Origin of the sequence: Cupriavidus sp. CuC1 (assembly GCF_044627735.1) — a bacterium.
Lineage (GTDB): Bacteria > Pseudomonadota > Gammaproteobacteria > Burkholderiales > Burkholderiaceae > Cupriavidus > Cupriavidus ulmosensis.
The window spans coordinates 12483-27132 of record NZ_JBIUHC010000034.1; the positions used below are offsets into that span (position 1 = coordinate 12483).

A 14650-nucleotide genomic window follows, 5' to 3' on the forward strand; every position below is an offset into this window, starting at 1 on the left:
ACAGGAAAACAAGCGCGTTTCCGCCAATAGGGTGGACTCATGTGCTCGGGGTCCCCACTGTGTGAGAGAGCCCGCCTTGCGCCCAACTTCAATACCACAGGTGAGGGAATCACCTGCGTCGCGTGGCCTGCCCGGCTCTAGTGTCCTCTTTAGCGTTGGAACCCAGAGCCATACCGCCAAATGGGCGGGGCGAATGATCGGCGGTGAAGATTTACGGCAACCAGTCGTTATTACCCCTAAGCCCGCCAACGCGCACCCAACAATCAACACTGCACGAAACAGGAAGATATGGCTCACAGCCGACGACCCCACCAAAATCGGGCGATCGCTAACGTCCTCGGGGGCTTCAGCACTGCTGACCGTGGCCAGCTAGTGATGGCATGCGGCACAGGCAAGACGCTTGCCACGCTGTGGACTAAGGAGGATCTGGGTGCCGACTCGACCTTAGTACTGGTTCCGTCGATTGCCTTACTCGACCAATTCGCGTCCGAATGGCGCTCGCACTCCACCACTGACCAGCCATACGCAACACTTTGCGTCTGTTCGGATGAGACCGTGGGGCGGCGCGCAGGTAACGACGACATCATCCGATTCTCTACACAGGATCTCGCACACGATGGCTTTGAGGTTACATCTGATCCTGCGCGTATCGGCGGTTTCCTGCGACAAGGCGGACGCACAGTCGTGTTCAGCACTTACCAATCCTCCCATCTGATTGCCGACGCCCAGGCCGACGAGTCGGTACCAGCTTTCGATCTCGCGATCGCCGACGAGGCGCATCGTTGCGCCGGTGACCAAGCAGCGTCTTTGCAACGATTCTGGACGGCAGCCGTATCCGCGCAACAAAGCGCCTGTTTGCCACGGCCACGCCGAGGATCTACAGGCGCAGGAGAGATAGCCCGCAAGGCGACCTCATGGTGGTCGACATGAGCGACGAGGCCTGGTTCGGCCCGCGCTTTCACACCCTCACCTTTTCCGAAGCCATTCGCCATGGCCTGCTCTCCGACTACCGCGTGGTGGTTATGCTGATCGACGACACGGAGATTCATTCGTTGCTCAAGACTCTTGAGCAGTCCAAGGCGGATCCTTCGAGCAATGACACATGGAAGCGTGCCGCACAGGTCGGCCTCCTGAAGGCGGTCCGGCAGTTCGATCTCCGGCGCGTCATCAGCTTCCATCGGTACGTGAATAGTGCGCATACTTTCGCCAGAGAGCTTCCTGCAGTATCCAAGCATCTGTCGGCGAACGGATCTGACCCTGGGCGCCCGAAAGCCGATCACGTCTCCGGAGCGATGAGCGCCCAGGAACGAAAGCGGAAGCTGGCGGACTTCAGTGGTGCATATGCCTGCGACTACCGAATCCTGACGAATGCGAGGTGCCTGACCGAGGGCGTGGACGTCGCCGATATCGACGGCATCGCCTTCATCGACCCGCGCGGCAGCGATATCGACATCATCCAGGCCCTGGGCCGTGCCATTCGTAAGCACGAGCGTAAAGAATACGGCACCATTGTCCTGCCGGTATTTCTAGGCAAGGGAGACACCCCGGCCGAGGCGATTGACAAGACCAACTTCAAGCCCGTGTGGGACGTCCTGAATGCGCTGCGATCCCATGATGCGGACTTCGAGACCGCATTGAACGCGCGCCGACAAGTCGAGGGCGGTGCCGCGCCGGGAGACGCCGATCCCCTTGCTAAGATCCAGTGGGTTGGCGCCGAGCATATTCCGGGCTTGGCTGAGGCGTTGGAGCCCTTGCTTGTTGGGGAGCTTACCGACGGATGGGAGGTCGGATACGGGGCCGCCAATGCACGGTGGGAAAAGTACGGAAACTGCAATGCTCCAAAACGGTCCGTCTGGCCCGAAGGCGATTTGGTGAACGGATTTCGGCTCGGAGATTGGCTCAACTTGCAACGGTCAACAAGACGAGCGGGCCAACTCTCCCGCGAACGAGAAGACCGCTTGACAAGGCTCGGAATGGTCTGGGCCCCCTGGGAGGCGACGTGGGAAGAAGGATTTCTGTGTGCGGAAGGATGGAATGCCCACTATGGCAACTGCAACGCGCCGGCTTCATCGAGATGGCCGGAAGGGGCCGGGAACGGTTTTCGCCTGGGCCAGTGGCTAGACAGGCAACGTAAAGCCAGAAAGGGCGGCATGTTGTCCGAAGAACGTGTGCGACGGCTTGAGTCAATCGGCATAGTCTGGGAGCAGCGGCAGGCAGCCTGGGAAGCAGCCTATTGCTGCGCCGTCGGATGGCATGCAATGTACGGAGACTGCAACGTTCCTGGGCATTGCACATGGCCCCCGGAAGATCCAAAGGGTTTCCGGCTTGGCTTATGGATTCGGGCGCAACGGCAAACACAGACGACTGGGACACTTAACGTCGATCGAATTCAGCGGCTCGAAGCACTAGGGATGAAATGGGAGGCGCTTCCGGCAGCAGGCAAAGGGCAATCGAAGGCTTGGGAGAAGGGCTTCGACTTCTTGTCTAGCTGGCACGCGATAAATAACAATTGTGACGTGCCTCCAGACTATAAGTGGCCTGACACAGCCGTCGGCGGCTTTGGCATTGGCCAGTGGGTCATAAAACAGCGAAAGAAGAAGAGATCCGGAAAGCTCTCCGCTGAGCAAATACAAAGGCTAGAAGCCCTCGGGTTCGTTTTGAATAAGCCCTCGGCCGAATGGGAGAAGGCTTTTGCATATGCAGCGGACAGGGCGTCCGTTCACGGTCATTGCAATGTCCCTGTTCATTTCGCTTGGCAGAAGGGCAATGACGAGCCGTTCCCGCTTGGCAAGTGGCTGAGCACGCAACGTCAAGCGAAAAGGGCAAGCAAGCTTTCCGTGGACCGTGAACGCCGCCTGGATTCCATCGGAATGGTATGGGATAGGAGCCGCAACTAAACCGCTCAGATATCCCCAGTGTCACCAGCGGCCGCTTGCGCCGTTTCCAGCAAACGGTAGAGCGATGTCCGCGAGATCCCAAGCGCTTTTGCCGCATGCAGCTTGACGCCGTTGGCTTGCTTCACGGCTTCGACCGCCATCTCCACGGTCACCCTCGGTCTGACCTCCGATGCCATTCTGGCGTGGCTGCTTAGGTACATGCCCGCCTTGGCCAGACGGCTATGGCCCGCCGCAGCCACGATCCTGCGCATCGCCGCATCCCGAACCGCCGCGTCGGTTATTCGATCCCCTCCCTTTATCGCCGCACGCTCCCCTGTCAACCGTTCGTACATCTGGTGAAAGTAGCCATGTCGCAAACCATGCGCCGTCACGCCGTGTTCCCCGTGCTTTGTCACACCATGCTTCTCCAGCACAGTGTAGAAACGCCGGCGCCATTTCTTCTGACTGTACTCAGCGGGTATGAGTGAACCCCGCTCCGGATTGGTCTTCGCCGCCAGCTCAGCTGCTTCGACCAAGAGGTCATATTGCCAGCCAAATTCGATCGGAATCTGCCGTGGCAGCCCGCCTTTCGTCCCGTCTTGCACGTGCAGGTAGCCCGTCGGCAGCAGGTCCCGTGCTGGACGCAGCCTCCAGCTCTCCTTAGCCCTCAGGCCGAACGCTGCCTCGAGTCGAACCTGCATTGAGACATGGCTGTCGGTCCGAGCGATCGATAAGACCACCTTCTCGGCGTCCACACCATTTCCCTCCCACGAGCGGTCTTTCGTCGCAACGTAGCTGCGACGATATCCTTCAGGCAATTCCACGTAGTCCTCCGGCTTGCCGACCATCCCGACCTTTCCCATCCACCCCGCACACATCGCGCGCAGGTGCGACAAGCGCCCCTCCACCGTCGCCACATTCAGCTTTCTCTCCAGGATCCAATGCCGTACCAGCCACCGAACGTGCCTCACCCGGACGTTATAGGGCGACATCACAGTCATTCCGCCCTTTCGAAGCTCCACCATCATGGCCAGCAACGCTTGCGCTCGCTGCTGTTGCGTCAGCGCCGACAGCGCGCGGCCGCTCGCCCGCGTCACGCTGTGCGGCTTGTGGAGATTATCTGCTGCCAAGATGGCGAATTCCGATTTAAACCGCTCGGGCAGAGAGTAAACGGCCAAAATCGGCCGCAGATTGATAATGGTCTGTGCTGGCATTTCTTCTTTCCTCCGTGAATGGCCCTCGACCATCGCGGCCGACCTGCTGTTTTCTGATTCCCTCCGCACTCCGGCGCCCCTTCACCGACTCGCGTCCCACTCCGACTTACCAGGTCGGTTACCCTTAGCCCCGGGCCGGGTCATACCTCTAGACCTTTAACGTACCAATTCGATCAGCCGACGCACAGAAGCAATGCGTCATGACTGTCCACTCTGCGATGGGCCGGCTATCGCCGTCCTCCCACCGCTTCGCGGCCAACCTACCCGCCGCATCTTTCGATGCACGGACCATCACCGGGATCGATCCCCCTGTGGTTCCTGGCCCAGAGCCTTGGTGGTTGATTCTCCTTACGCATTTCTGGTGCCGGCTGCGCCTACCGGGTCATCATCTACAGGAAGCCGCGTCAACCAGTCACCTGGCCCGCTGTCGCTTCCTCGCTCCAAAGCTGGATCATCCCCACCGCTGTTGTGTGTCGGGCTTCGTGATCCATGCCCAGCCGGCCGGCTGAAGGAGCGCGTGAAATGGCGGATCGACCCACAGACTCTGTCCAGTGTCCGGCTTCGGATTCGTCCACACTACGGTCTATTTTCGAAAACAGACCGCTGATCGGCTTGGTAGCGTTGTGTCCGGTGTCCTCTCTATCCGAGACGATCCACCTGATTAGATTGAAAAAAAACCGGATCAATTTCCGGCTTGTACATAGAGGCGACCGACAACCCGTTTCGGGCTCTTTCGGTGCTTGGGATGGCCGCCAACGTGGCGGCAGGTCGATGCGTCGGGGACGCGAGAAGTACGAGAAGGATAGCCGGCCAGGCGCAGCTGTGCAAGCCGGAAAGACTGCGAATCGTGCGTGAAATTCGCGACTTTACGTCGACTTGACTTTGTTTCTTTGGCGGTAGAGTTGGTCTGTCGATGTGCCACGTAGAGGGACTTGGTCAAAGCTGAACCGAGCAAGTCCGATCAGATCAGGGGAAGTGGGACTTAGCAACAGCCCTGGTTTGTCTTGCTCGGTCCAAGTCCCCCCTAGTGGCACTTCGAGCCATCAACACCCAATAGGCACTGACCAAGGAGTATCGCTCATGAAAGTTTCGACCATCGCAATCGATGTCGGCTATGGCAACACGAAGTCCGCATTCCCGCTCGGCTCTGACGTCGCCACCAGCATGTTTCCGTCGCTCGCGCCGCTAGCTGCGACCTCTTCGTTGACGCCGCACAGCGGCTCCATCCTACGTGCCCGGAACGTCGTCAACGTGGTCGTCGATGGGGCGCGATACGAGGTCGGGCCGGAGGTATCCATCAGCGCCCCATACGGGAACACTGGCCGGTCATTGTCCGAGGACTTTGTCACGACCCCGAACTACGCTGCGCTGCTGGGCGGGTCCTTGCACTATTCCAACGCGACCGAGATTGACCGCCTGGTGCTGGGACTTCCCGTGCACAACACCCAGAAGTACGCCGGCTACCTGAAGGACCGCTTCAGTGGTGAACTCGACTTCGGCTGGGGCCCGATCCGGGTGCACAACGTGCTGCCGCTGCCTCAGCCTATCGGAACATTGGTCACATTCATCCAGCAGTGCGCCAAGCAGTACGACCCCGACAACGCCTATCTCGTGATTGACGTCGGCTATTTCACGACCGACTGGGTGGTCGCACGCGGCTATACGATGGACGACACCCGCAGCGGTGGCGTGCCAGGCGGTGCATCGCGTATCTATCAGCAGGTGGCGAGACTCATCTCGCAGGCCGAGGGCGCAGCGGTGGACAGCATCGAACGGATCGACAAGGCAATCCGCGAGGCTAAGCCGATGCTCTTCTATCGCAAGGATCTGGATCTACGCCCCTTCGTTGAAGAAGCCATTGCGGTTGCCCAACAGTCCGTCTTGGAAGTTCAAACGCGTGTCGGTCGCACCGAGGATATTCGCGCCATCATCCTGACCGGAGGCGGAGCGAGCTTGTACGCGCCGACGATTCAAGCGGCATTTCCGCACAACGACATTCATGTGATGGACGCGCCCTGCTTTGCCAATGTTCGGGGCTTCCATACGATCGGCTCTGCACGACATGTGTCGAAGTCTTCCTGAGCCGGCTGCACATGGACAAGCTGCAGATTACGATCACGCTGTCCCCCGAAGCCGCACCCGACCTGCTGGGCTATCTGCGACAGATACCCGGGGCTCGCGAGCGCGCCTTTGTATTTCGACTGCTCGCGCAGCACGGGTTGAGAGCACTTGGCGGCGCGGGTCCCGTGGGATTGCTACCAGCACCCGAAAGCACGCCGGCCGGAACGCCCCTCCCAGCGGGGGGCGCCGCCCCAACAGATAGCGATGTCAATATCAAGGAACACAGCCTAGAAACGATTTCTCCGGTCACGCCAGTCCCGACCAACCCGTCCATCGCGGCGCCGCAAGGTGGTGCGTCGTCAGTGGATACGACGGATGCCTTCGCCATTCGGGACGTTGGCGCGCTGAACGATGCGATGGCCAGGTTTGGATGAAACCAACAACACATTAGCGATCACGTATGCACAACCTCCAGCGCGAACAATGCACGAATAGGAGTGAGCCTCCGCCCCCTTGACTTTCGAAGGGGGCGGGTAAAGTAGAATCAACCGCAACGAACTAGGATAGGTACACACCATGACGGAATACGAAGTTATCCGCTTCTTCAAGTTTCTGTTGACGTTTGGCATCTGCTGGACCCTGTGGGAATGCGCGCTGACGCTATACATGGCGGTGCGCCGCCGTTGAAAAAAATGGACGAAAAAAAAGCCCGGCTGGATTGCCGGGCTTTTTCGTTAGGAGTGACCGCTCAGTGGCGCGTCGGTCGTTGCCGACCAGTGCAATAGGTGAACGCGGAATCGAAATCTAATTCCGTGTGTTGAAGCTGCGTGGAACCGTCGGGATTGCGCAGATAGACATGGTAGCTCTCGGCGTCCGACTGGCACGCCGGGACAGCGCCCGAATCCAGTTCGCGCATGGCGCAGATTTGCAGGCGACCCACGATGACATTGAACCCTTTGAACGACATATCAGAACTCCAAGTAGTGAGCTGCCGCAAAGGGTTCTGCCCGGCGGGCAGAACCCGCAGGGCAGAGAGAAAGAGGTACCGCCCCGAGAGGCGGTATGCAGAGAAAATGGCTAAGCGTGGACTGCACGCCTGCCAGCAATGCCTTGCAACCGGTTGGTGGTCAGCCACTGGTCGCAAAAGTCCGTGCCCCGCACCATTGGGCGATGCACGTGAACGGTCAGCCCTTCGCTGCGGGCTCGCTTGGCTAGAGCCAGCGCGTCCGCCATACCGGGTGACTTCCCGGTCTTCGGATCGACTTCATCGAAGTCCGCGAAGATGTGCAGCGTATGGATGCCCATGCCTTGCGGCACCACGAACCGATGCAGCAGCACGCGGTTCAGGCAGTTCCAGGTCGGCACGCCGTAGAGCATGTGCGCGGCGTAAGCCGTCTCCAGTCCTTCGGCAACACCCAGTACGCCATCACGCGGCGGCATGAGCCGGACCGCACCGCCCGCAAGGGGCAGCGCCGTCACGTCATTGCGCTTGGCTGGGAGGATTTCCCCGTCAGCCGCCACGATGACCGCCTTGGTCGCCTTGGCCGGATCCAGGGAAGTGCGATGCACCGTCGCCATGCGACCATCCGGCAGCGTGAACTGCGCAACGATCGTGGGATAGCGCCCCAGCAAAGCGCCCTCGTGGCGGTAGTCCATCATTGCCAGCCGCAATGCGCTCGGGCGAGGCGCAACGAGGCCCGGCACGCGAGCGGCGAGGTAGCGCATCGCGGCGTCTCCAGGCACAAGCGGCTTGGCGCTCGACCAGACGCGCTCGATACGCTGGGCCTTGGCCGCTTCACTCATGCCACGACTTCGAATAGGTGCATGGGCCGGTCGGACAATCGCCGGTGCCGGCCCACCCTCCACCACATGGGCTAGCTCGAGGAAGGACATGCCGGTGTACCGGCAAATGAGCAGGATGGCGTCGCCCGCCATCGGGTTGCCATTGGCGCACTGACGGCATACCCAATCGCCACGGCCGCTCTTGTTGTCGTAGGTAAAGCGGTCATTGCCTCCGCACATCGGGCATGGGCCTGGCTTGCCGGTCAAGAACTGCTCCGGCAGGAAATGCAAGACCAGAGCGTCCCATTGGTCGGGCGTCCAGTTCTTCGTGAAGCTACTCATTTTCATTGGGCTGCACTCCGGTCGGAATGGTTGGTCGATGCCTGAGACAGGCGGGGGAAATCGCTTGCTCAAAGGACACCCCGGCCGAGCCAGAGGGTCTTTTCAGCATGGCGAATCGCGAGAGGGAGTCGGGATGGTCTGCCCGGAGCCGGGCTGGGAGAGGAAGGGGCTACTGCGGCCGGCGAAGGCCGGCAGCAGTAGCTTTGAAACAAGAGGATGAGGCGAGACTGGCGACTGTGACCAATTAATGCATCGGCGCACCGTCGTACCGGAACGGAATCCCATCCAGCGCCGCCGGGCGTGCGAACGGAATATCGTCTGTATCGTCAAAACCGCCACCCGAAGCGGCAGCCTGCTGACGCGGCGGCGCACTTTCACGCTGCTGTGCGCCCCGCTGGCCTTGCGACTGGCGGGCAGGCTGCTGGCCTTGTGACTGACGCGACGCCTGCTGGCCGTAGCCATCATTGTCACCGGCGCCGCCACCCTGGCGGTTGCCAAGCATCTTCATCTCATCGGCAACGATCTCGGTGCTGTACTTTTCCACACCGGACTGGTCGGTCCATTTGCGGGTGCGGATGCGACCCTCGATATAGACCGAAGACCCCTTCTTCAGGTACTCGCCCGCAATCTCCGCGAGCTTGCCGAAGAACGAGATGCGGTGCCACTCAGTGGCTTCCTTAATCTCGCCGCTGGTCTTGTCCTTGTAGCGATCGGTGGTGGCCAGACGAATGTTCGTCACGGCGTCGCCGCTCGGTAGATATCGCGCTTCAGGGTCGGCCCCAAGGTTGCCCACGAGGATGACTTTGTTAATGGATGCCATAGAACATTTCCTTTCGAATCAATGTGAACGGGTAATCGACCACAGCCATTTGTCCCACAAGACTTGTTGACCGTTGTCGTCGAGCTTTGGCTTCCCCGATTTGCGGTGGAAGGCCGGAACCTTGACCTTTTGCAGCCGCCGCACTTCCACGCGGTCGCCAACCTGGCAACCGCCTTCGGCGATGGCTTCCTTCAGCCCCTCGCCTTGCAGCGTCTCAATGCCGGTCGCCGTTTCCAGCTTCAGCGCAAACGACGTGTAGGTGCGTCCGACTCGCTTGCGGTCGGCGAACTCGGCCTCGCCCCAGAAGGTGATCGTGCCACGATGCACTGCGGTGCCCGTCTCGCGCCGCGCTGTCGTCCCGGCAGCCGCTGGTGCGGAGCGCTGGAAGTCGCGGGATGGTTCACGGCGGGATTGGCTTGCGCCGCCGTCGTCGCTCGGCATTGCGGCGCGCGTCGCCGGCGTGGCGTGTGCGCGAATCGCTGCGGAGATGACGGCGGACAGGGTCTCATCCGGATGCTCGCCCAGCACGCTCCAATGCGGCACCGGATCGGGCAGCAACTTTTGGCCGAAGGGTGTCGCGGTCGGTCTCGCCTCGAAGGCAGCAACGAAGTGAACGATGCGCTGGCCTTCGTCACGGAAGAGATTCGGCACGCCGCCGATCTCGATGTGGACCTCGTTTCCCGAGCCAGTACCAACTGCTTGCTCGTTGGGCGAATCGGGTTCAGCAGCTCGAGGCAGCAGGGCGTCCTGCAACGCGCCAAGGAATCGCTGGATGAAAGCCACGGCAACTCCTAGAGAAGCGTGCCACAGTGCATCCGGCGAACTTCGTCCAGATCGCGCTTGAGGCGGTCGTGATTGAGGATGATGTCCTGCAGGACTTCGGGATTTACGCCGGTGATGGCGCATACATAGGCATAGGGCAGCGCCCCGTCCCAGTAGCCGAAGATCCAGCCAAGCGTCATGTCGAAGTCGTCCTTCTCAACGGCTTTGCCCTGCATGCGCGCGCGCAGCAGCTCGGCGCAGTCGGCAAGCGACTCGGGAAGGTTGTCACCGCGACGGCTGTCGCAGGCAAGACTAATGAGGGCGTCGATCATCTGTTCGCGCACCGCCTCGCTCCAATACATCGGATCGGGCAGTGGGTCTCGCTTTGGGGGATCGATCTTGACAGGTGCCGCTTCCCCGAAGAAATCGAGTTGCCAGGCGGCGGTTTTCATTTCCATAGGGTTCTCCGAGCGGAAACCCTATTGCCCACCTGCCGGTGGGAACGAGGTTCCCACGACAGGTGGATAGGGCCGCCCTCATGCGAGGGCGGAAAGGGTCAGGCGCGGCGACGTGCCGTTTCCTGACGGTTGAATGGAACAACGACAGGGGACTTCGCGTACGCAGGCGCTTGGGGCGCTGGCGATGGCTCAGGTTCTGCGGAAGTAGTTTGCGACTTGGGCATTGCAGCATCACGGGGCGTCGGCACAACGTGCCAACGACCGATGAACTTGTGAAATACCCACGACCCCGCAACGAGCACGAGGAACAAACCGCAAACAGTGGACTTTGATGCCACATAAACAGCCATCAGCGTGAAGAACAGGCGGATAGGCGAGCGCATCAGGTTAGCCAAGGATTCCATGGTTTTCTCTCTCTCTCTTGAAAACATTAAATGGGATTTCCCGACAGAAGGTCGGGCGATTATTCGATGCTCAGATGAGCAAGGAATCCTTGGAACGGCAACGCGCTTGCCGGATGCTCTGGCATCAAACAAAGGCGCTGCGCAAGGAATCGGGAAGGAGAATACGGGACGAAGCAAGCCCAGGAGGCGGCACTGCTTGTCAATGTCGATGCGTCAGGGACGCGAGAAGTTCGACCATAGTAACGCGAAACCCATGCCCCAGCAAGCGTGGGCAGTGACACCGTCGAGCGGCTATCAGCGCGGTGATCGAGCCCCCGCAGCCCCCGAGCACATGAGTCCACCCTATTCGCAGTAAGACAACTGAAACCGCCCTGTCATCACCAGTAGGGTGGACTCATGTGCTCGCCCCCTGAGCGCCGGAATGGCGTCGTAGATTCAATCAAATTGAATTCTGTTATTAGTCTTTTTAATTTCTGATCCCTACCAAAGAAGTATAGGTATTAACCCCAATAAAGATCGAACCGATAAGAGACTTGTGAAGTCTGCCTCGTTTCGCCCCTTGCCTTCAAAAGGGATAAAAAAACGCGAGCTTATGACCGCGAGATGCAGTGCAAGTAGCTTTAAGCTTTTGCCACCCGTACTGCAATGCGATGCCTTGACTTCCTCACCCAATCGCGAGGCTGGGTGAAGCGTCGCATCCATTCGCCTTCGTCTCGCCGCCTAATCGATATGAACATGGATAAGAAGAAAAAATTTGAACTGACTGACGGTCCGCGCCCGCAATCCATCCTGGATCTCACCCGTGAGCTACTCGGTCCCTATCTTGACCCGGCCGCCATTGCGCGCATCGTGCAGGCGGCCGACGAGATCGCCATCGCCCGTGAACGCATCTTTTCCGAGCACGTCGTGATCGGCTCAAAGCTTGCGCAGATTCAACACATCACGTGCACGGCGCTGTCGGCCCGCCGCCCGAACCCTGCGCAGGCCGCCAACGAAGCGCGCTCGCTCTTGTACCGATTTGCCGATCACACGTTGAGGATCCCCAAGTGGTCCGCCAAACGGTATCTGCAGATCTACGAGCGCTTCATGCACAACAACGATGCGCTCACCTTCCTGAATATCGGGGAACTGAACATTCTCAAGCGGCAGGACATCACGGCGGACGAGATCGCGCTGGTAGTCAAGGCCAAGCGCAGCAACGAGCCGTTCAGCCGAGCCGAAATCCTGCCCTTCATTGACCGCTACCGCGCCCTGAGTTCCGAAATGGAAACGCTGGAGAACCAGCTCGCCGGGACCGAGGAAGAGTTGTCGGCCAGTATGGCGCAGCACGACCAGTCTCAGATCGAACTGAAGTATCTGAAGGAGCAGATCGCCGCCGCTGGCCGCAGCACGGACGCTCAACAGGCGGCCCTGATCGAGGCGCAAGCCGCCCTTGCCTCACAGAGCGCCAACGTCGACGCCCTGCAGTTCGCCATTGAGAAGGTCAACCGCGAGAAAGCCGACCTGCACCGCCAACTCACCGACATAAAGATCCGCGTGGACGTCAAGGAAGTGCCCGTAGTCCCCGAGGGATACACGTCGTTGACGGAAGCCATCAAGGCCGCAGAAGCGCGGCTGGAACAGGTGCAGAGCGAAGTGCGCCTCTCCGAGGAAGAGCTCGCTAGCACGCGCGATGCCATCGCAGCCAATGAATCCCCCGCACCCGCGCGGACCGCGCCGCCGTCGGAACGCCATGTCGGCCTGCGTCTGGATGGCCTCGTCGCGGACTTCTCAGCATTACGCGACAAATTCCAATCCTGCCAGCAAGCTCGCGAGCTACGCGAACATCGCGCCACGCTCGCATCCCTGGCCGCCTCAGTGGCCACCTTCCATCAGGAACTGCTCGCCGCGACGAAGTCCGCTTGAGAGAGACACAACTATGACGCGACGCCAAACCAGAGAATTCCACGAACAATTTCTCCATCCCGCTTGGCTGCGGGATCGCACCACGTCGGCCAATCTGCGCCTGTCCATGGCAATGGCCAACACCCTCGCCGTCAAGCCCGACTTTGAGCCGGTCTTTGGCGCGAAGAAGGATGACTTGCAGGCGCTGCGCGACAACGTCGAGCAATCTTCCCAAATCCTTTGCTCGCCGTTTCTCGCTTTCACGCCCACCCTGGAGACGCCTGCGGACTGGGCGTGCTTTACCGACGGCACCACTTCGACGCTGGCATATGATCGTCTGGCAGACTCAACCCCAGCCCTCACGGCGCTGGACAAGATGCTGCTGGAGCAACACAACCGGGTCTATGTGGGTGCCCTGTACGACGTGCTCAACATCTCGTTGCTGGCCGCGCCTCTCTTGGGTATTTCCATTGAACTGGCCGAGTTCCTGCGCACACTGCCGCAGCACCGCGTGGAACTGGCGATTTCGTCGCGGGCCATTCCGTTGTTCAAATGGCGCTTCGCCAGCCCGATATTCTGGACCGAAGCCAACTCGGGCCGCCTATCCAGTGAAGTCCTGGCGCACTACCTGATGGAACACTGTCCGCTCAGAACCGACAAACTTCCGCACTCCGGCGCGTGGGGAGGACTGCGCATGCCTAGGCCGCTATCTGAGGCCTATGCCGAAGCCCTCCTTCATTTCAAGTGTCGTGCCAAAAGCGTAGCCTCTTTGTTCAAGATGAGCGTATTGAACGTTCGCAAGGATTACATCCGGATCCACGGCGAGTCATCGCCGTCCGGTCATTCACCGACCTCGTCCGCCTGGTACCTGGATTCCGCGGGCAAGCGATTGCAATCGACGTTTCATCTCTGGTTGTTCCGTGCGGCCATCGCGAGCGAAGCCACGATTCCTGGGGCTTTCATCGCAGCGGTCGATATCAGCAAGCAATTGTTCGTCGACGACTCCAAGCTGACGGCCGACCGCGCATTCCATCTGTCGCGCTCGATGGCAAGCGAGCATGAACTTGCCGTACGCAGCTGCCGCACTTGTGGCACCGCCTACCTGACGGCCAGTGGCGATCTGGCACACGCTGTACTGTGCCCAAGCTGTAGCGGTACACTCACGTCCCCGAACTTTGGGCGGGTCGGTCGCACACGGGCGCGCAAGAAGAAGGGCTAGGCCTGCGAGCGTGGCGTGATCTGGCACCCTAGGCTCTGCCGTCTTCGATTAATCGGAATAGCGCCTCATCCCAGATCGTTGCCGCTTTCGGCGAACAACCGTGAGTACCACGACACCGAACGAGAGAGACCTTGGAATTCCACTTCATTCAGGCGCTAAGCATGCTCTTCACGGCATATCTCGCCCACAGGCGCGGCAGAAATCCCTGGCTATGGGGAGCGCTGGCCTATTTGCTCACGCTTCTCACGCCGTTTGTGCTCGCATTCGTCACACGGGAACGTCCGCGCACACTCGAAAAGTACCTGGCACAGTTTCCCCACTGCCGCACAGGGCGGGGCATCAGCTGTGCTCATTGCAATTCGGGCAGCATCCGGCTATGGCACCAGCGCGGAGTTCTCTTTAACCGCGCCAAGCACCTGTGCAACCATTGCGGCTCGCACTTGTACGACAGCTAAGCTACCGATCCCAACGAACAGCAACCTTCGCCCCCCTCTTTTCGGGGGTTAAGGCCTCCGCACTTTTGCCGATACATCGAAATGTCTCGTTGCGCCAGCGCAGCGTACCTCTGTCACCATCGTCGGATATTACAATTGCGCCTATTCCTTGCCATCTTTCTGCCCTGGGTCCACTTCTTCACCATCGGTCGCCCATTTGCCGGCATCCTTTGCTTGCTTTTGCAGATCACGCTGATCGGGTGGATTCCAGCCGCAATCTGGTCGACCTACGCGCTCAGCCAGTACAAGACAAACAAGAAGATCGACGCCGCGCTGAACGCACGGCGCTAGACGCGCACGCGCCCTTGACTTTGGGGTAGCGCAAGTAGGATGG

14 protein-coding genes are annotated in these 14650 nt (G+C 60.0%); 7 read left to right on the forward strand and 7 right to left on the reverse strand.

The annotated features are described in order from the left end of the window. The first annotated feature begins 288 nt into the window (after positions 1 to 288). The gene (locus tag ACGLHR_RS16665; protein ID WP_400095275.1) at positions 289 to 930 is read left to right on the forward strand and encodes a DEAD/DEAH box helicase family protein; all 642 of its coding nucleotides are present in this window, start codon (positions 289 to 291) and stop codon (positions 928 to 930) included. Further along, positions 915 to 2897, forward strand: a complete 1983-nt coding sequence (locus ACGLHR_RS16670) for a Helicase associated domain protein (RefSeq protein WP_400095277.1) — start codon at positions 915 to 917, stop codon at positions 2895 to 2897. Before ACGLHR_RS16665 ends, ACGLHR_RS16670 begins: the two co-directional genes overlap by 16 nt. A 5-nt stretch (positions 2898 to 2902) precedes the next feature. On the opposite strand, the gene ACGLHR_RS16675 is transcribed toward ACGLHR_RS16670, so the two are convergent. Continuing rightward, entirely contained in the window at positions 2903 to 4090 is a 1188-nt protein-coding gene (locus tag ACGLHR_RS16675; protein WP_400095278.1) for an integrase domain-containing protein, read from the reverse strand. A 1080-nt stretch (positions 4091 to 5170) separates the two neighbouring features. Here ACGLHR_RS16675 and ACGLHR_RS16680 point away from each other — a divergent pair. Both ACGLHR_RS16680 and ACGLHR_RS16685 read left to right on the forward strand, forming a co-directional pair. After that, a complete protein-coding gene (locus ACGLHR_RS16680; RefSeq protein ID WP_400095279.1) occupies positions 5171 to 6172 on the forward strand; it encodes a PRTRC system protein D in 1002 nt (333 codons plus the stop codon). Between the two features lie 11 nt (positions 6173 to 6183). After that, positions 6184 to 6585 (forward strand): hypothetical protein, encoded by a 402-nt coding sequence (locus ACGLHR_RS16685; protein ID WP_400095281.1) that lies wholly within the window; start codon positions 6184 to 6186, stop codon positions 6583 to 6585. Between the two features lie 314 nt (positions 6586 to 6899). Here the strand turns inward: ACGLHR_RS16685 and ACGLHR_RS16690 are convergent, their stop codons facing one another. From ACGLHR_RS16690 to ACGLHR_RS16715, 6 genes are all read right to left on the reverse strand, one after another. Next, positions 6900 to 7118, reverse strand: a complete 219-nt coding sequence (locus tag ACGLHR_RS16690; RefSeq protein WP_400095283.1) for a hypothetical protein — start codon at positions 7116 to 7118, stop codon at positions 6900 to 6902. 110 nt (positions 7119 to 7228) lie between these two features. Further along, positions 7229 to 8281: a primase-helicase zinc-binding domain-containing protein gene (locus ACGLHR_RS16695; protein WP_400095284.1), complete on the reverse strand. Its 1053-nt coding sequence runs from the start codon at positions 8279 to 8281 to the stop codon at positions 7229 to 7231. Positions 8282 to 8519: 238 nt separating this feature from the next. Further along, positions 8520 to 9095: a single-stranded DNA-binding protein gene (gene ssb, locus ACGLHR_RS16700; RefSeq protein ID WP_400095286.1), complete on the reverse strand. Its 576-nt coding sequence runs from the start codon at positions 9093 to 9095 to the stop codon at positions 8520 to 8522. An 18-nt stretch (positions 9096 to 9113) separates the two neighbouring features. Further along, positions 9114 to 9878, reverse strand: coding sequence for a hypothetical protein (locus ACGLHR_RS16705; protein ID WP_400095287.1), 765 nt, complete (start codon positions 9876 to 9878; stop codon positions 9114 to 9116). An 8-nt stretch (positions 9879 to 9886) separates the two neighbouring features. Continuing rightward, positions 9887 to 10315 (reverse strand): hypothetical protein, encoded by a 429-nt coding sequence (locus ACGLHR_RS16710; protein WP_400095289.1) that lies wholly within the window; start codon positions 10313 to 10315, stop codon positions 9887 to 9889. A gap of 98 nt (positions 10316 to 10413) precedes the next feature. Further along, complete coding sequence (locus tag ACGLHR_RS16715) at positions 10414 to 10719, reverse strand: hypothetical protein (RefSeq protein ID WP_400095291.1); 306 nt, start codon at positions 10717 to 10719, stop codon at positions 10414 to 10416. Between the two features lie 735 nt (positions 10720 to 11454). Here ACGLHR_RS16715 and ACGLHR_RS16720 point away from each other — a divergent pair. The 3 genes from ACGLHR_RS16720 (at position 11455) to ACGLHR_RS16730 (ending at position 14607) form a co-directional block, all read left to right on the forward strand. Beyond that, positions 11455 to 12624 (forward strand): hypothetical protein, encoded by a 1170-nt coding sequence (locus tag ACGLHR_RS16720; RefSeq protein ID WP_400095293.1) that lies wholly within the window; start codon positions 11455 to 11457, stop codon positions 12622 to 12624. Between the two features lie 13 nt (positions 12625 to 12637). Then, entirely contained in the window at positions 12638 to 13822 is a 1185-nt protein-coding gene (locus ACGLHR_RS16725; RefSeq protein ID WP_400095295.1) for a FlhC family transcriptional regulator, read from the forward strand. 590 nt (positions 13823 to 14412) lie between these two features. Continuing rightward, on the forward strand, positions 14413 to 14607 hold the full coding sequence (locus tag ACGLHR_RS16730; RefSeq protein ID WP_400095297.1) for a YqaE/Pmp3 family membrane protein: 195 nt from the start codon (positions 14413 to 14415) through the stop codon (positions 14605 to 14607). The last annotated feature ends 43 nt before the right edge of the window (positions 14608 to 14650 follow it).